Annotated in this window: 16 protein-coding genes and 1 tRNA gene; 8 read left to right on the forward strand and 9 right to left on the reverse strand. The window is 71.3% G+C overall.

The window, feature by feature from the left end; all coding sequences use genetic code 11:
- Nucleotide 1: 1 nt before the first annotated feature.
- The 4 genes from ACLF3M_RS23175 to ACLF3M_RS23190 form a co-directional block, all read right to left on the reverse strand.
- Nucleotides 2–1,027 carry a CBS domain-containing protein gene (locus ACLF3M_RS23175; RefSeq protein ID WP_430659355.1) on the reverse strand — a complete coding sequence of 342 codons (1,026 nt, stop codon included), beginning with the start codon at nucleotides 1,025–1,027 and terminating at the stop codon, nucleotides 2–4.
- A gap of 187 nt (nucleotides 1,028–1,214) precedes the next feature.
- Nucleotides 1,215–2,711: a Ppx/GppA family phosphatase gene (locus ACLF3M_RS23180; protein ID WP_430659428.1), complete on the reverse strand. Its 1,497-nt coding sequence runs from the start codon at nucleotides 2,709–2,711 to the stop codon at nucleotides 1,215–1,217.
- A 38-nt stretch (nucleotides 2,712–2,749) separates the two neighbouring features.
- Nucleotides 2,750–4,942 carry an RNA degradosome polyphosphate kinase gene (locus ACLF3M_RS23185; RefSeq protein ID WP_430659356.1) on the reverse strand — a complete coding sequence of 731 codons (2,193 nt, stop codon included), beginning with the start codon at nucleotides 4,940–4,942 and terminating at the stop codon, nucleotides 2,750–2,752.
- 9 nt (nucleotides 4,943–4,951) lie between these two features.
- Nucleotides 4,952–5,671, reverse strand: a complete 720-nt coding sequence (locus ACLF3M_RS23190) for a chromosomal replication initiator DnaA (RefSeq protein WP_430659357.1) — start codon at nucleotides 5,669–5,671, stop codon at nucleotides 4,952–4,954.
- A gap of 175 nt (nucleotides 5,672–5,846) precedes the next feature.
- On the opposite strand from ACLF3M_RS23190, the gene ACLF3M_RS23195 reads away from it, so the two are divergent.
- The 5 genes from ACLF3M_RS23195 (at nucleotide 5,847) to ACLF3M_RS23215 (ending at nucleotide 9,814) form a co-directional block, all read left to right on the forward strand.
- Nucleotides 5,847–6,602: a glycoside hydrolase family 19 protein gene (locus ACLF3M_RS23195; RefSeq protein WP_430659358.1), complete on the forward strand. Its 756-nt coding sequence runs from the start codon at nucleotides 5,847–5,849 to the stop codon at nucleotides 6,600–6,602.
- A gap of 164 nt (nucleotides 6,603–6,766) precedes the next feature.
- A complete protein-coding gene (locus ACLF3M_RS23200; protein WP_430659359.1) occupies nucleotides 6,767–7,966 on the forward strand; it encodes an FIST signal transduction protein in 1,200 nt (399 codons plus the stop codon).
- A complete protein-coding gene (locus ACLF3M_RS23205) occupies nucleotides 7,967–9,331 on the forward strand; it encodes a sensor histidine kinase (RefSeq protein ID WP_430659360.1) in 1,365 nt (454 codons plus the stop codon). It abuts the gene before it with no gap.
- Nucleotides 9,332–9,353: 22 nt separating this feature from the next.
- Nucleotides 9,354–9,533, forward strand: coding sequence for a hypothetical protein (locus tag ACLF3M_RS23210; protein WP_430659361.1), 180 nt, complete (start codon nucleotides 9,354–9,356; stop codon nucleotides 9,531–9,533).
- A complete protein-coding gene (locus tag ACLF3M_RS23215) occupies nucleotides 9,530–9,814 on the forward strand; it encodes a nuclear transport factor 2 family protein (RefSeq protein WP_430659362.1) in 285 nt (94 codons plus the stop codon). Before ACLF3M_RS23210 ends, ACLF3M_RS23215 begins: the two co-directional genes overlap by 4 nt.
- A 9-nt stretch (nucleotides 9,815–9,823) precedes the next feature.
- Here ACLF3M_RS23215 and cysE read toward each other — a convergent pair whose 3' ends face one another.
- From cysE to ACLF3M_RS23230, 3 genes are read right to left on the reverse strand one after another with little or no spacing between them, the layout of a single operon-like run.
- Nucleotides 9,824–10,471: a serine O-acetyltransferase gene (cysE, locus tag ACLF3M_RS23220; protein ID WP_430659363.1), complete on the reverse strand. Its 648-nt coding sequence runs from the start codon at nucleotides 10,469–10,471 to the stop codon at nucleotides 9,824–9,826.
- 7 nt (nucleotides 10,472–10,478) lie between these two features.
- The gene (locus ACLF3M_RS23225; protein ID WP_430659364.1) at nucleotides 10,479–11,495 is read right to left on the reverse strand and encodes a cysteine synthase A; all 1,017 of its coding nucleotides are present in this window, start codon (nucleotides 11,493–11,495) and stop codon (nucleotides 10,479–10,481) included.
- A 4-nt stretch (nucleotides 11,496–11,499) separates the two neighbouring features.
- Entirely contained in the window at nucleotides 11,500–12,153 is a 654-nt protein-coding gene (locus tag ACLF3M_RS23230; RefSeq protein ID WP_430659365.1) for a peroxiredoxin, read from the reverse strand.
- A 382-nt stretch (nucleotides 12,154–12,535) separates the two neighbouring features.
- Between ACLF3M_RS23230 and ACLF3M_RS23235 the strand changes: the two genes are divergently transcribed.
- Complete coding sequence (locus ACLF3M_RS23235) at nucleotides 12,536–12,739, forward strand: VOC family protein (protein WP_430659366.1); 204 nt, start codon at nucleotides 12,536–12,538, stop codon at nucleotides 12,737–12,739.
- Nucleotides 12,739–13,716: a DUF2891 domain-containing protein gene (locus ACLF3M_RS23240; protein ID WP_430659367.1), complete on the forward strand. Its 978-nt coding sequence runs from the start codon at nucleotides 12,739–12,741 to the stop codon at nucleotides 13,714–13,716. Before ACLF3M_RS23235 ends, ACLF3M_RS23240 begins: the two co-directional genes overlap by 1 nt.
- Nucleotides 13,717–13,758: 42 nt before the next feature.
- On the opposite strand, the gene ACLF3M_RS23245 is transcribed toward ACLF3M_RS23240, so the two are convergent.
- Entirely contained in the window at nucleotides 13,759–15,276 is a 1,518-nt protein-coding gene (locus ACLF3M_RS23245) for a hypothetical protein (protein ID WP_430659368.1), read from the reverse strand.
- Between ACLF3M_RS23245 and ACLF3M_RS23250 the strand changes: the two genes are divergently transcribed.
- Nucleotides 15,256–15,447, forward strand: coding sequence for a hypothetical protein (locus ACLF3M_RS23250; protein ID WP_430659369.1), 192 nt, complete (start codon nucleotides 15,256–15,258; stop codon nucleotides 15,445–15,447). The genes ACLF3M_RS23245 and ACLF3M_RS23250 overlap by 21 nt on opposite strands.
- Before the next feature lie 717 nt (nucleotides 15,448–16,164).
- Here ACLF3M_RS23250 and ACLF3M_RS23255 read toward each other — a convergent pair.
- Nucleotides 16,165–16,241, reverse strand: a tRNA-Arg gene (locus tag ACLF3M_RS23255).
- Between the last annotated feature and the right edge of the window lie 114 nt (nucleotides 16,242–16,355).

The raw sequence follows: 16,355 nt of genomic DNA on the forward strand, positions 1-16,355 counted from the left end.
CTCACCCCGCTGCCTGGTCGTGCCGGCCGCCTTCCCGCGCGATTCCGGCCATGGCGCGGCCTGCGCGGGGCGCCCTGCGCCGCGCGAGGTCGCCCAGTGACACGATCCCGACCAGCCGCTTGTCGCGGTTCAGCACGGGAAGCCGGCGAAGCTGCTCGTGCTCCATCGTTTCGGCGGCTTCCTCCAGCGGCGCATCCTCGAAGACGTACCGCGTGCCCGGCGACATCACCTCCCGCACCTTGGTGCGCGACGGGTCCTTCGCCTCGGCCAGCACGCGCAACGCGAGGTCTCGGTCGGTGACCATGCCGACCAGGCGGTCGCCTTCGCCCACCGGCAGCGCCCCGGCGTCGGCCTCCGTCATCAGCTTCGCGGCCTGCTGCACCGTCTCCTCGGGGCTCACCACGCGGACGTCATGGGACATCACCTCCCCCACGCGGGGCTGGCGGTCCTCGCCGTCGCCCGTGGCGCGATGCTCCAGTGGGCGCAGCGCCTCCTCCGCAGTGCGGCGTGTCGCCCGCAGCACGGTGGTGCCGCCCTCCATCAGCGCGTCCAGGTATTCCCGGAGGAAGGTGCCCTGCAGCTCCGCCAGGCTGCCGAAGTTGGTGCGGCGGAACAATTCCGAGGTGATGCGAATGTTGGTGCGCAGCACGCCGGTCATCATCGCGCCCATCGCCTCCTGCATGTCCTGCAGCCCGCCGCCGGCGCTGCGCGGCACCATCATCAGGCGGCCCAGGTCATGCGCGACATGGCGCAGCGCCTCCGCATAGCGCTCGGCGGTCTGCTCGATGTCGTGCGCGGCGGCATCGGTCGCGTGGCGTCCGTCCTCGGCGACCTCGCGGGCGCCCTGGCGCGCGACATGAGACGTCGCCTGCCCGCCGCTCTGCGCGAGCGTCGCAGCGGCACCGCCGGCGCCTCGCAGCGCCGTCGCGCCGGCCTGGGCTCCGCGCGCCGCAGCCTCGGCACCCTGGCGCGTGGCCTGCGCCGATCGTGTGGCGCCCGATAGGTTGTCGTGCCTGCTCTCAGCCATCCTCGTGTCCCTTCTGCATGGCCCCGGCAGTAGCGGGGGGCTGCGCGCCGGGGCAGGCCCGCGGCGGGCGGCCGCGGGTTCCAGGCGAACGGGGAGGCAGAGGGCTGGTTGCAAGTTGAAGGAAGTATTCGCGACGGGAATGTCGCGGCTCCGGTGCGGTCGTTTCAGGTTCTGAGGTCGGCGTGTCTTATCTGCCGGCAATCTCGACCGTCGCGCTGAGCCCGAGCGCCGCCGCCAGCGCATCGAGCCGGCGCTGGACGCTTTCGCCTGCGAAGACGCCGCTCCCCTCCACCAGGCGCAACCGCAATTCGCCGCCGACGCGCTTCAGCGCGGTGCCCGCCAGCAGCGCCGGCGTGCCGCCCGACAGCGTGAAGGCGAGCCGCAGCGCCGCGCCCAGCACGGCCGCGCGCCGCAGCGCCGTGGGATCCAGCAGCTGCCGCGCCATGGCGAGGTAGGGCGCGTCGTCCTCGGCCTCGTAGCGCAGCGCCACCACCATCGCGAGGAAGGCGCGCTGGTGGTGATCGACGCCGACGCCGGGCTGGCGAAGGACGCGGTAGAAGGCGTGCTCCGCCCGGTAGTCCGGATGGTCGTGGCTGCCGATGTCGGCCATGGCGCAGCAGGCCGCGCGCAGCGTCGCCGCGTCCGGCGTCTCCTCCTCGGACAGGCCCGCGGTCCAGGCGGCGAGCGCCGGGGCCATCTCGGGATCGCGGCCGTAGCGCGCGGCGAGATCGTTGCCCGCGGCGCGCAGCGGGTCCTCGGCGCGGATCGCCTCCGGCAGCAAACCGGCATACCAGCCCTCACGCAGTCCGTTGGCGCTGAACACGACGCGCCGCGCGCCGGTCGCACGCAGCAGACGGCGCAGCACCACTGCGGCGAAGGGCATGTCCTGCAGGCGCTTCAGCGGCGCCTCCGGCATCTTCTCCAGCGTCTTGCGGCTCGCCTGGGCGATGACGCCCGCGAGGTCGCGCGCCTCGTCGCGCTTCAACACGTAGTGGTGGACGATGTGCAGGGGGTAGCGCGTCTGCGCCATGTGCATGCGCGCAAGCGCCCGCCAGGCGCCGCCAACGAGGTACAGGTCCCGCCCTTCTCCTTGGCGGAGCCAGGGCACGTGGCTGAGGTCGGATTCGACCAGCGCACGCGCCTTCGCCACCTCCCCCCCGGTGCGGTCGGCAAGCCGGATGGCCCCCAGCGGCAGGGAGGCCGCGCGGCCCATGACGCCCTCGTTCAGTTCCACCAGTTCCAGCGACCCGCCGCCGAGGTCGCCCAGGATCCCGTCCGCGCCGGGAAAGCCGAGCAGCACGCCCTCCGCCGAGAGCGCGCCCTCCTCCTGCCCCGACAGCACGCGGACCGGGATATCGGGCAGGCGTTCGTTGATGGCGGCGATGAAGTCAGGCCCGTTGGCGGCGTCGCGCGTCGCGGCGGTGGCCAGGATCTCCACGGGATCGGCGCCCATCGCGCCGGCAACCGCGGCGTAGCGGCCGAGGACGGTCAGGGCCTGCGGCACCGCGGCGTCGTTCAGCCGCCCGGTCTGCTGCAGCCCCCGCCCCAGCCCGAGCACCGCCTTCTCGTTGAAGATGGTCATGGGGTTGCGCGACAGCCCCTCGAACACCACGAGGCGGACGGAGTTGGAGCCGAGATCCACCACGCCGAGCCGTCGCGGCCGGTCCGCCCGCCGCCGCGTCACCCGCGGTGGCGTCAGTTCGAAGCGGTTGTCCAAGCGCCTCAATCCTGCGCCACGCGGTCCTGCCGGCCGCGCCTGCCGGCCTTCGCCACGCGGGGCTTCAGCGCGCTGCCGCGGCCCGAGAGCGACGGGTTGGTCCGGAAGTATTCATGCGCCGAAACCGGCCTGTCGCCCGGCGCCAGACGCCGATAGACCGCGTCGGGCCCGAGTTGCCAGCTCTGCATCGTGTCCTGCAGGTTGACCACCATCACCTGGTCCAGGATCTGCTCGTGCACCGTCGGGTTCTCGATCGGCACCATCGTCTCGACCCGCCAGTCCATGTTCCGCGCCATCCAGTCCGCGGAGGAGATGAACACCCGCGCGCGCCGGGATGGAAGCCTGTGCCCGTTGCCGAAGACGTAGACCCGGCTGTGCTCGAGGAAACGGCCCACGATGGACTTCACCCGGATGTTGTCGGACAGGCCCGGAACGCCCGGACGCAGGCAGCAGATGCCGCGCACCACGCAATCGACCTTCACCCCCGCCGCGCTCGCGCGGTACAGCGCATCAATGAGCTGCTCGTCCACCAGCGAGTTCATCTTGAGCCAGATGCCGCCGGGCCGGCCTTCGCGCGCGAAGGCGGTCTCTCGCTCGATCAGGCCAAGCAGGGCGGGGCGGATGGTCAGCGGCGCGAAGGCCAGCGCCTCCATCGTCTCGGGGCGCGCATAGCCCGTCATGTAGTTGAAGAGCTTCGCGGCGTCGCGCGTCAGGGCGGGATCGGCGGTGAAGAAGCTGAGGTCGGTGTAGATCCGCGCGGTGACGGGATGGTAGTTGCCGGTGCCGAAATGGGCGTAGCTGCGCAGCCCGTCGCGTTCGCGCCGCACGACGAGCGAGACCTTGGCGTGGGTCTTGAGCTCCACGAAGCCGTAGACGACCTGCACGCCGGCGGCTTCCAGCTCGCGGGCCAGCGCGATGTTCCGCTCCTCGTCGAAGCGGGCCTTGATCTCGACGATGCCGGTGACGGACTTGCCGGCCTCGGCCGCCTCGATCAGCGCCTTGACGATCGGGCTGTCGCGCGTGGTGCGGTAGAGCGTCTGCTTGATCGCGACGACGTTCGGGTCCCGCGCGGCCTGGCGCAGGAACTGCACCACGACATCGAAGGATTCGTAGGGGTGATGGACCACGATGTCCTTCGCCGCGATCGCCGCGAAGCAGTCCCCGCCGAAATCCAGGATCCGTTCCGGGAAGCGCGGCGTGTAGGGCGTGAAGAGCAGGTCCGGCCGGTCGTCCACGATCAGCTGCCGGAGGTCCGCGACGCCGAGGATCCCGTCCACCTTGAAGATGGATTGCGGGTCGGCGTCGAGCTCGCCCACCACGAGGTCCAGCATGTCCTGTGGCATCCGCGCATCCACGGAAAGCCGGATGGCGCGCCCGCGGCGCCGGCGCTTCAGCGCGGTCTCGTAGCTGCGGACGAGGTCCTCGGCCTCCTCCTCGAACTCGACATCGGTGTCGCGGATCAGGCGGAAGAGGCCGGCCTCGTGCAGCACGAAGCCCGGGAACAGGCGATCGAGGAACAGCAGGATCAGGTCCTCGAGCATCACGAAGCGCACGGCGGGCCGCGGCGCCTTCGGGTCGCCGCTGGCGGGCAGGCGGATGAAGCGCTCGACCTGCGGCGGCAGCGGCAGCAGCGCCCGCATCGTGCCGCCGTCCTCCTCCCGCACCAGTTTCAGCACCATGCAGAGCGCGAGATTGGCGATGAAGGGGAAGGGATGCGCGGGATCCACCGCGAGCGGCGTCAGCACGGGGAAGATCCGGTCGAGGAAATAGCTTTCGAGCCAGGCGCGGTCGCCGGGCGAGAGGTCGGCGGTCTCGCTGACCACGACCCCGGCCTCCGCCAGCTGGGCGCGCAGCTCGACCCAGGTCTCGCGCTGGCGGTCGATCAAGATCTTGGCCTCGGTATGGATGGCGGCCAGCGCCTGGCCCGGGGTCAGCCCGTCCGAGGACAGGCCGCCCACCCCCGCCCTTTCCTGCCCGATCAGGCCGGCGACGCGGACGGAATAGAACTCGTCGAGGTTGGAGGCCGAGATCGCGACGAACCTCAGGCGTTCGAGCAGGGGGTGGCGGGGGTTCTGCGCCTCCTCCAGAACCCGGGTGTTGAAGGCCAGCCAGGACAGCTCGCGATTGATGAAGCGCGCGGGATCCTCCGGGCCGATGCCGGCGGCGATCTCGGGGGCCTTGGGGGCGAGGACGTCCATGCCGCGAGACTACCCCAGCCCACCGGGCCCGGGCGAGCCATAGGAGCCGGGTGCAACCGGATTGTCACCGGCGAGGCCCGGCAGCGTCGCGCGCGCCAGCGCCCGGGTGACCGGCGCGCCCGCCGCCAGTGCCGCCGCATCCAGCGCCGCGACCGCGCCGGCGATCTCGGCGGCGTCGCGCGGCAGCCGCGCCAGCAGCCAGGCCTGGACGTCCGGTGCGACGCGAAGCTGCCGGTCCGCCAGGTGCTTGGCCAGCAGCGCCGCGAGCAGCGCGTCGGTTGGCACGCCGATCCCGACGGCGAGCGTCGCCCGCAGCCGAGAGGCCAGGTCCGGCAGCGCGACCGGCCAGCGGGACGGCGCATCGCGGGAGGCCAGCAGCAGCGGCGCCGCGGCCTCGGCGCTGCGATTGATCAGGTGGAACAGCGCGGCCTCCGGCGCCGCCTCGGCCTCATCCAGGGCCAGCCCTGCCCCCGGCCCGACGGCCACCGCCTCGGTGAGCTCGGCCCCGTGCAGCAGGCGCCAGCCTTGTCCCGCCGCCGCGGCGCGCAGCATGTGCGACTTGCCGACACCGGACGGCCCGAACAGCGCGAGCCGCCCGAGCGGCCAGTCGCGCGGCCGGTCGAGCCAGGCCAGCGCCTCGGCGTTGGAGGCGTCCTCCACAAGGTCGGCGCGCGCCGAGGACGGCGCATAGCCGAGGGGGAGCGGGATCTGGCGGGAAGCATCTGGCATCGGCACCCCCGGAGATAGCCCAGGACCGCGCCGCGGCGCAGCGGCGCATTGACTTCCGATACGCTTCCATATGGACAATCCTCTCCCGATCGCGCCGGAATCGCCGGCCCGGCCGGCGGCGCGCGCCGTCCCGCGCCGGCCCGGAACACGCGGCCACGGCACGGAGGCAAACGCCATGCTCGGGGACAGCGTGCTGCCGCGGCTCGCCCGGCTGAGCGGGATCAAGCAGCCGATGCCGCTCGGCGACTTGGCCGTGGATCTGCTGCTGGAACTGCAGCGCAGCCTGGCCATCCTCGGCTATCCCGTGCGCGGGGTGGACGGGAAGCTCGGCAACCGCACCCGCAACGCCTGGAGCGAGTTCAAGGCGCGGCACTTCCCGGGCAACCCGGACCTGGTCGGCCCGGAATCCGTCGCGAAGCTGCAGGCCGATGTCGCGACGCTGCCGAGCATGAAGAACCCCGCGCAGGGCGACCGCGCCGCGACCATCGCCGCGATCCGCGCGGAGTGCCAGGCGCAGGGTCTGGGGCTGCCTACCCAGGTCGCCTATGTCCTTGCCACCACGCAATGGGAGACCGCCAGGACCTTCCAGCCGGTGCGCGAGACCTTCTGGAAGGACGAGGCCTGGCGGAAAGCCAATCTCGCCTACTACCCCTATTACGGCCGCGGCTTCGTGCAGCTGACCTGGGACACGAACTACAGGATCTACGGGGAGATGACGGGCCTCGACCTGCTGGCCAAGCCGGATCTCGCGATGGCATTCGACGTCGCGCTCTTCGTCCTGGTGCACGGCTTCAAGACCGGCGCCTTCACAGGCCGCAAGCTCACCGACTTCATCAACGATCAGAAGGCCGACCTCCTGGAGGCGCGGCGCTGCATAAACGGCATGGACAAGGCGCTCGAGATCTCGCAACTCGCCAAGTCCTTTCTGTAGCGGCCCTGCCGCGGCACGGCGGCCCCGCCCGCCGAACGCGCAAATCACCCGGTCCGAACAACCTTGAGCCGAGCCACCCGCCCGCGTTAGGATTTGCGGCTGTCCGTCAGGGCCCCGCCGTCATGGGGGCCGCCATCACGGCAGCGGGTGAGGGAAGCACTGGAATGCGCGTCGGCTTCGGCAGGAGCACCGAGCCTGCCAAGGCGGTCCAGCGGGCGGTCGAGAGCCTCGGCCCCGTCGGTCACGCCGAACTCGTCATGGCATTCACCGGCGGCAAGCTGGATCCCCAGGCCGTGCGCCTCGCGCTGTCCGACGCCTTCGGCACGGTTCCCGTCGTCGGGGGCTCGGCGGCGGGCGCGATCTCCCGCCTCGGCACCGGCTATTCCGGCTTCGAGCTCGGCCTTCTCGTGTTCGACGATCCGATGACCACGCCCGAGGTCGTGTTCAGCCACCAGCTGGACCGCGACGAGCGCGCAGCCGGCGCCGAGCTCGGCGCGCTGGTCCGCGGCAAAGTGCACGCGCCTTCCGTCGTCATGCTGCTGTTCGACAGCGTCGCCAGCACCGCCCCGCCCAAGCTGCACTACGCCAGCTCCATTGTCGCCGGCTTCAACGAGGCCGTGGGCAATGCGCCGGTGCATCTCCTCGGCGGCGGGCTGCTGACCGACATGAACCTCACCGGCGCCTGGGTCTTCGACGGCGAGGGCGTCAGCAAGCACGCCGCCGTCGCGCTGGTCTTCCCCTCCACCGTCGAGGCCGAGACCGTCATCCTGCACGGCTGCCGCCCGGTCTCCGCCTTCATGGAGATCACCCGCATCGAGGGTGCCACCGTCTTCGAGCTGGATGGCGAGCCGGCGCTCCGCGTGATCGAGCGCATGCTGGGCCTGCAGATCGGCGGCGGGCGCGGGAGCGAGCTCTCGCTCCTCGCCACCCTCGGCCAGAAGCAGGGCGACCCCTACGCGCCCTATGACGAGAACGCCTACGTCAACCGCCTCATCCTGTCCGCAAATGCCGAGGTCGGCTCGATCACGCTGTTCGAGCCCGACTTCGCGCGCGGCACGCAGGTGCAGATCATGAGCCGCGACAACGGCCTGATGCTCGATTCCGTCCGCCGCGGCGTCGCGGCAATGAACCGCAGCAACGACGGGCGGGACAACCTGCTCGCGCTGTACATCGACTGCGCGGGCCGCGCCTCGGCCCGGAGCGGCTCCTCCGTGGAAGAGGCCGAACTGGTGGTCCAGGGCCTCGATCCCTCGACACCCCTGCTCGGCTTCTATTCCGGCGTCGAGGTCGCCCCTTTCGGCGACGAGCCAAGCAAGCCGCTGGACTGGACTGGCGTCCTCAGCGTCCTGCGCCGCCGACGCTAGATGGAGCTCACCCTGGACATCGCCCGCCTGGAACGCGAGCTGGCCTACTACCGGCGCGAGTGTAACGACCTCGGCGCACGACTGTTGCGCCTTCAGGAAGAACAGAGCCAGGCCTTCCGCGAGGCAAGGCGCAGCCGCACCGTCGCCAAGCTGATCCGCGAGGCGCATCGCGTCGCCGACCTTTGCGAGAGCCCGGAGGAGATCGGGGGCCCGCTGCTGGAAGTGATCGTCGAGAACACGCTATGCGACCGCGCGGCCCTGCTCGTGCGCGAAGGCCCGGACGGCGCCGGCATCTTTCGCGTCGCGCATGCCATCGGCTTCGGCGCCGAGCCGCCCGCCGAGCAGGTCGTGGTACCGGGCTCGCCGTCCTTCTTCTTCACCACCGCGCGCACCGTGATCGAGACGCCGGCCTACGAGCTGACCGGCATCCTGCGCCTTCCGTACATCCTCTGGGCACATGACCGCGCCTCGGGCAATGCGCTGATCCTGGGCAACCAGTCGGAATCCAACATCTCGCGCCCTTTCGAGACGGGCGACCAGGAACTCGTGGAAGGCGCGCTGTCCGTCTACATCGACGTCATGCTGCGCAAGCAGGCGGAGCAGGCGCTGCGCGCGGCCAAGGCGACGGCGGAGGAGGCCAGCGCGCTGCGCGCCCGCTTCATCGCGACGCTGAGCCATGAGCTGCGCACGCCGCTGAATGCGGTCATCGGCTTCTCCGACATGCTGATGCCGCATGCGCGCTACCAGCCCAACGAGGCGCAGCGCGCGGAATATGCGCAGCAGATCAACGACAGCGGCCGCGCCCTGCTCGAGCTTATCAACAACATCCTGGACTATTCGTCGCTGACCAAGGTCGGCCCGACGCTGAACCCGCACTGGACCCGGGCGACGCGGCTCATCGCCGGCGCGGTCGGCGAGTTGTCGGCGCTGGCGATGCAGCGGCAGGTCAAGCTGGAAGCGGCCGAGGGCGAGCCGCTGCTCGAGTTCAACGTCGATCCCGCACGCTTCCGCCAGGTGCTGAACAACCTCGTCGGCAACGCCGTGAAGTTCACCCCAGCCGGCGGGCGGGTCGTGGTGGCGGCGCGGATGCGCGCCGACGGCGCGGGCGAGATCATGGTCCGCGACAGCGGCATCGGCATGCGGGAGGAGGACATCCCGCGCGCGCTCGAGCCGTTCCAGCAGATCGACGGCGGCTACAGCCGCCAGGTCCCCGGCACGGGCCTCGGCCTGCCCATCGCGAAGGGACTGTCGGAGGCGCATGGCGGGCGGCTCGAGATCGAGAGCCAGATCGGCTTCGGCACCACCGTCCGCGTGGTCCTGCCCCCCGAGCACACCCGCGTCGCCGAGGACGGGGCGGCGGGCTGATCCCCGCGTGGGAGCAAGCCGGATGCGCGCCGCGATCCCCGTCCTCGCCCTTGTCGTGGCCGCGACGATGGGCGCGCCGCTGCGCGCCCAGACCACGCCGGCGGCGCTACTTGTCGCCTGGGCGGAGGCCTACGCCACCAATGATGGGCCGCGCGCGCGGCCGCGCTCTACACCGAGGACGCGACGCTCTGGGGCAGCGTGAGCCGCGAGCAGACGATCGGCCGCGGCGCGATCGCCGCCTATTTCGGGCGGGTGCGGCCCGGCGCGACCGCCATCTCGGTTCGCATCGGCGAGCATTCGCTGCGTGAGGCCGCGCCGGGCGTGGCCATCGTGGCCGGCCACTATACCTTCGTGCGCCGGCGCGCCGACGGCACGGACGAGCTCGAGCCCTCGCGCTTCAGCATGACCTTCCTGCGGGGCGCCGACGGCGCGTGGCGCATCGCGGACCACCATTCCTCGCGCCTGCCGCCGGCCCCGCGCTGAGGCGCGGCCTCAGACGTTCTCGCGCGCCTTCACCCGCTCGAGCTCCGCGCGAAGCCCCGCGATCTCGGCGCGCAGCGCGGCGATCTGCTCGCCCACCGGGTCCTCCGTGACGTCGCGGAAGCCGTAGCCGATTCCGGCGTCGTCGCAGGGCGAGCCCTTGGGCGGCCGGGCGGGAATGCCGACGACGGTGCAGCCGGCCGCCACCGGCGAGACGACCACCGCATTCGCGCCTATCCGCGCGCCGTGCCCGACCACGATCGGGCCGAGCACCTGCGCGCCGGCGCCGATCGTCACGTGGTCCTGCACCGTCGGGTGACGCTTGCCCGGCTGGCCGGACAGGCCGCCGAGCGTCACGCCGTGATAGATCAGCACGTCGTCGCCGATCTCCGCCGTCTCGCCGACGACGACGCCCATGCCGTGGTCGATGAAGAGCCGCCTTCCGATCCGCGCGCCGGGGTGGATCTCGATCCCCGTCAGCATCCGCGCGATGTGGGAGGACAGCCGCGCCGCGCCGCGGAAGCCCGCACGCCACAGCCGATGCGACAGCCGGTGCCACAGCACGGCGTGGACGCCGGCATAACAGAAGACGCTCTCGAACCAGCCGGGGCGCGCGGGATCGCGCTCGCGGACGTTGCGGGCGAGCTCGGTGATCTCCATGAAGCTCCTACTCCAACCAGCTCGGCACCGGCAGCCCGCGCTCGCGCAGGAAGGCCGGGTTGAAGAGCTTGGACTGATAGCGCGCCGCGCCGTCGCAGAGCACCGTCACCACGGTGTGGCCGGGCCCGAGGTCGCGCGCGACGCGTACCGCGGCCGCAACGTTGAGCCCCGCGCTGCCGCCCACGGAAATGCCTTCGTGCAGCTGAAGGTCGAAGACCTGCTCCAGCGCCTCTGCGTCCTGCACGGTCATGGCGTCGTCGATGAGGTCGCGCGCCTGCGCCAGGTTGCCCGGCGCGCGCGCGGCCTGGCCGATGCCCTCCGTGATGGAATTGCCCTCCGCCTTGAAGGCGCCGGTCTTTACCCAGGACGCCAGCGCCGATCCGCCGGGATCAGCCAGCACGATCCGCACCCCGGGCTTGCGCGCCTTCAGCGCGCGCGCAACGCCGGCCAGTGTGCCGCCGGTGCCGCAGGCGCAGGTGAAGGCGTCCACTCGGCCGCCGGTCTGGTCCCAGATCTCCGGTCCCGTCGTCGCCTCATGAGCCGCGGCATTGGCGAGGTTGTCGAACTGGTTCGCCCAGACCGCGCCAAGTTCTTCCGCCAGGCGGCGGGAAAAGTGCACGTAGTTCCCGGGATCGCTGAACGGCGCGGGCTTCACCAAACGCAGGTCGGCGCCGATCATGCGGAGGTAGTCGAGCTTCTCCTTCGCCTGCGTCTCCGGAACGACGATGACACTCTTCCAACCCATAGCGTTGGCCGCCAGCGCGATACCGATGCCGGTGTTGCCGGCCGTGCCTTCGACGATGGTGCCAGGACGGCCCGGCACCAGCGCGCCGCGGGCGACGGCGTCCTGCAAGATGCCGAGCGCCGCGCGATCCTTCACGCTGCCGCCGGGGTTCATGAATTCCGCCTTGCCCAGGATCTCGCAGCCGGTGGCCTCGGAAGCGTGCTTCAGCCGGATCAGCGGCGTCCGCCCGACCGCGCCCCAGAAGCCGTCGGCGACGGAGGATCCGGGCAAGGCGTCCATGTCGTTACTTCACCTCGACGTAGCGGATGTAGGGCTTGGGCGAGTCCCAGCCCTGCGGGAACAGTTCCTTGGCGGCGTCGTTCGTCACCGAGCCCGCGATGATCGCCTTCTCGCCGGGCTTCCAGTTCGCCGGCGTCGCCAGCTTCTTCTGGGCAGTCAGCTGCAGGCTGTCGATGACGCGCAGGATCTCGTCGAAGTTGCGCCCCGTCGTCATGGGATAGGCCAGCACCAGCTTGATCTGCTTGTCGGGCCCGATGACGAAGACCGTGCGCACCGTCGCGTTGTCAGCCGCCGTGCGCCCCTGCGAGGTATCGCCCGCGCTCGCAGGCAGCATGCCGTAGAGCTTGGATATCTTCAGCTCGGGGTCGGCGATCATGGGGTAGTTCACGGCGTGGCCGGTGACTTCGGCGATGTCCTTGGACCAGCCGTGGTGACTGTCCACGGGATCGACGCTGATCGCCAGGACCTTGACGTTCCTCTTGGCGAATTCCGATGCGAGGCCGGCCATGGCGCCGAGCTCGGTCGTGCAGACCGGCGTGTAGTCCTTGGGGTGGCTGAACAGCACCCCCCAGGAATTGCCGAGCCATTCGTGGAACCGGATCCGGCCCTCCGTGGTGTCCGCCTCGAAATCCGGCGCGACGGTCCCGATAGGCAGCATTTATTCCCTCCTCCTTCGAAGGCTTGTTCCCCGGGAGATAAGGACACCCCCCGGTGGGTTTCCAGCTTGCGCGCAAGCCCGTTCCGCCGCCAGCGGGTAATCATGCATGCTGGACGCGCATGGCGGCGCGCATTGCCTTCCACGACGCGGCCCGACGGGAGATTGACATGGCGGCGAAGGCGCCCGGACGAGAAGTCAATTTTTTCGAGCAGAACATCATCTGGCTCTATGGCGACGATCTGGACGGCATGACGGCCTTCTCGTCAGCACGCTCGGGCTGGCGCAGGTATTGGACCAGTGGCGCTGGCGCGTCTTCCGGGTCAGCCCTACCGGCTTCCTCGGCGTCTGCGACAGCGCGAACCGACCGCGAGGGACCAGGGGCATGATGTTCACCTTCCTGGTGGCGGATGTCGAAGCGGCCTACGGGCATCTCCGTGCGACAGGCGTGGCCTTCGACGGCCCGCCGCACCTGAACGAGGCGGGCACCGTGCTGTCCTGCTTCTTCCGTGACCCCGAGGGTTACTGGCTCGAACTGCAGGAGTTCCGCGATCCCGGCTGGCCCTATCCCGAGAGGAGCGGCGCGTGATGCAGGAGGCCCTGGCGGCGCGCTTCGCCGCGGTCGCGCTCGGCCATGTCGGGCAGGAATACCCGCAGAAGCTGGACCAGGTGCTGGAAGGCCCCTCCGACCTCAAGCGCCCCTCCGAGCTGCATCCAGTCTTCCACGGCAGCTTCGACTGGCATTCCTGCGTACACGCTCACTGGATGCTGGCGCGGCTGCTGCGTCGCTTTCCCGCCGCGCCCTTCGCCGACACCATCCGCGCACGCTTCGACGCGGCCTTCACCGCGGAGAAGGTGGCCGCCGAGCGTGCGTTCCTCGCGCGACCGTCGGCGCGCGGCTTCGAGCGTCCCTATGGATGGGCGTGGCTGCTGAAGCTGCATGCCGAGTTGGAAGACGACCGGGCGCGGACGTTGGCGCCGCTCGCGCGCGACTTCGCCGACCGCTTCGCCGCGCATCTGCCGCGCTGCGACTATCCCGTGCGGCACGGCGTGCATTCCAACACCGCCTTCGCGCTGACCATCGCCGCGGACTGGGCCGCAATGCACGATGCGTCGCTGCTGGCCCTGTTCCGCGACACCGCGGCGCGCTGGTACGGCGCCGACGCCGACGCGCAGGCCTGGGAGCCTTCGGGCGAGGATTTCCTCTCCCCGGTGCTGATGGAGGCCGCCTGCATGGCGCGGCTACTGCCGCCGGACGGCTTCCCGGCCTGGCGCGACCGCTTCCTGCCGCGCCTGACCGAGCGCGAGCCGGCGACGCTGTTCACCCCCGCCCGCGTCGCCGACCGCAGCGACGGGCGGATCGTGCATCTGGACGGCGTGAACCTGTCGCGGGCCTGGTGCTGGCGGGTGCTGGCGGCAAGCTTCCCACTGGGCGACGCGCGCCGGGCGCTGGCCGAGGACACGGCCGCGCGCCATATCTCAGCGTCGCTGGATCACGTGGACGGCCACTACATGGGCAGCCACTGGCTCGCGAGCTTTGCGGTGCTGGCGCTGGACGGGGCGTAGCGCGCCGGAGCGTGGCGGCGGCCCGCCCCGCGCCGGATCAGCTCAGCCCCGCGAGATCACCAGGCGCAGCGGACCCGGCCCAGTCGCCTCGGCCGTCGCGATCCGCACCCAGCCGTTGCGATGCGCCGTCTCCTCCGACAGCCGGACCGGGCCGGCGCCAGCCACGCGATAGCGCAGCCGCGCACCGCGGAAGGCGACGCTGCAGCCACCCTGCTCCGCCTCGATCGCGGCAGGCGCGTCGCCATCGCCGGCGAAGACCGGCCAGCGCAACGCCAGCGCCTCGGCCAGGCCTTCGGCCTCGAAGTCCAGCATGATCTCGCCGGGACGCATCTGGACGTGCTGCGTGATCCTGCCGCCCGGCGCGAGGGACCAGGTCAGTGCGAAGCGCAGCAGGGCGGGATCCTCGCGCTCGATCGCGATGGAGGCCGAGGCCGCGCCGGCCTCGAGATGCGCGAGGCTGGTCCAGCGCTCGCCCTCGCGCCAGGCGAGGCCGGTCGAGACCGGCTCCGCCGTGCCGCCCGGCAGTTCATGGGCGGGATGCAGCGCGATGCCGTCGCCCGGTCCCATCGTCGCGGGCATGCCGTCGAAGACGATGCGCGCCAGCCCCGCCGGCGTCTGCGTCGCATGCGGGCTCAGGAAGAAGGTCACCTGCGTGCCGCCGCAGGTCGCGACGACGCAGGAGAAGGGGGAGGGCAGCACGAGGACATGGCCGCCCGTCTCCGCCGGCGTCAGGCGCTCCGCGACGTCCTCCGTCGCGCCGGCATGCAGCCAGGCGAGGGCCAGGTTGCAGGCCGCGAGCAGGTTGTACTGGGAATGCGCGGAATAGGGCTCGAAGCCGTGGCGCAGTTCCGGCGTAACGCGGTTCTTGACCACGAACCATTCGCCGCTGTCGCGCCGCCACGGCAGCATCGCCGCGGCCGCACGGCGCGCGGCGCGCTTGAAGACGCCGGCGAGCCAGGCATCGCCGCGCCCCGCCGCTCTCGCCGCCGCGGCCTCGAAGATCGCAGCCTGCAGCGCGTCGGCCCATTGGTGATGCGCGCTGCGCCCGCCGATCGGCGCCTCGCCGCCCGGCGCCTGCAAGAAGAGGCTGGCGAGTGCGGCGCGGTCCAGCGCCTCCGTCAGCTCCGCCGCCGCCGGGCCGGCGTAGCCGCCGGGCGGCAGTTCCGCGAGCCAGGCGCGCGGGAAGGCATCGTAGACCAGCGGTCCTTCGGCATAGAGGTCGAATTCGTTGTCGAAGTATCGGCCCTGCCCGTTCACCGACGCGTCCACGAAGTCCAGCCCCCGCCGCGCGCCGATCGCAGCCAGGCGGAACTCCCCTGCGGCGGCGAGGCAGTTCCAGCTGATGCCCGGCCCGTCATGCCCGCCGACGGGGGTGCGGTAGATCCTGAAGGGGTCCGTCTCGGCCAGGCGCCGGCGCCAGCCGCGCGCGGTCGCGGGCGCCACCAGCCCGTCAAGCTGCGCGATGGCCAGCGCGATCGGCAGGGCGAAGAATTCGGGGAGGTTGTCGGGCGTCCGCCGTTCCGCCAGGCAGGCGATGGCGTGATCCAGCGCGCGGGACACCGGCTCGACCAGCCCGGCCTCGCCGGCGGCGCGCGCCAGCAACGCGGCGCCGAAGGCGAAGCAAGGCGTGGCGTACTGATATTCGCGGCCGAGATAGGGATCGAGGATCGCGCCGGACTCGGCCTGATGGCGGCGGAAGAGCCGATGCAGCCGCTGATCGCGTCGAGATAGGCGTCGCGGCCACCGGCGGGGATGGCAACTTCGGCCTCGGTGGCCGGCGACTGACGCCAGCGTTCGAACAGCCGGCGGGCGCCGCGCGGGCCCTGCGGCGGGAGCTTCCAGGCATTGGGCCGGATCAGCTTGCTGTCCAGCGTCACCGGCCCGGGCGCGGCCTCGGGTTCCACGGTCAGCGCGTTGACGATCCAGTTCTCGCCGGGCGTGTCGAACCCGATCTCGAGCGGGTCGTCACTGACCTCCACGGACGCCTCGAGATCGGCGAATTCGTGCCGCCGGCCGGCCACCACCGGCAGCGCCTCCTCGTGCCCGGGCAGGCTGATCCGCGTGGCGTGGTTGTCGTGCAGCGTGTCGCCGATGACGAAGCGCAGCCGGTAGCGCCCGCGCGGGACGGCGACGCGCAGCCGCGCCGGTCCGAAGCCCAGCACGAGGCCGCGGCGCAGCCCATCGGGCTCGCCACGGTCCCGGTCATGCAGCTTGTCGGCCGACACCCAGCCCGCGCAGGTGGCCAGGGTGAACGCGGTGTTAGCGGCGATCCCCGCGAAGCCGGGCGGCGGTGGGCCGCCCCCGAAGGTGAAACGGAATCGCCGGGACTCGATCATGGGCGCGTCTCGGGTGGCGGCATAAGCCGATTGAAACCACCATCCGATTACGACCGTAAGTTGTGAACAACAAGTTACGACAACCGCAACTCTGCCCGCCCATGATACGGGCTGGCGCGCCCGGAGGGATTTGAACCCCCGACCTGAAGCTTAGAAGGCTCCTGCTCTATCCAACTGAGCTACGGGCGCCCATGCCTGCGTTCATCACCTATCACCGCCAGCGCCGCAGGTGTAGGCGCAGCGAACGCGACCATTGCCGAGGCCCTCGGCTTCCTGCAACGTTTGGTTGAGGATTGCCGGGCC

Origin of the sequence: Falsiroseomonas sp. HW251 (genome assembly GCF_050563545.1) — a bacterium.
Lineage (GTDB): Bacteria > Pseudomonadota > Alphaproteobacteria > Acetobacterales > Acetobacteraceae > Falsiroseomonas.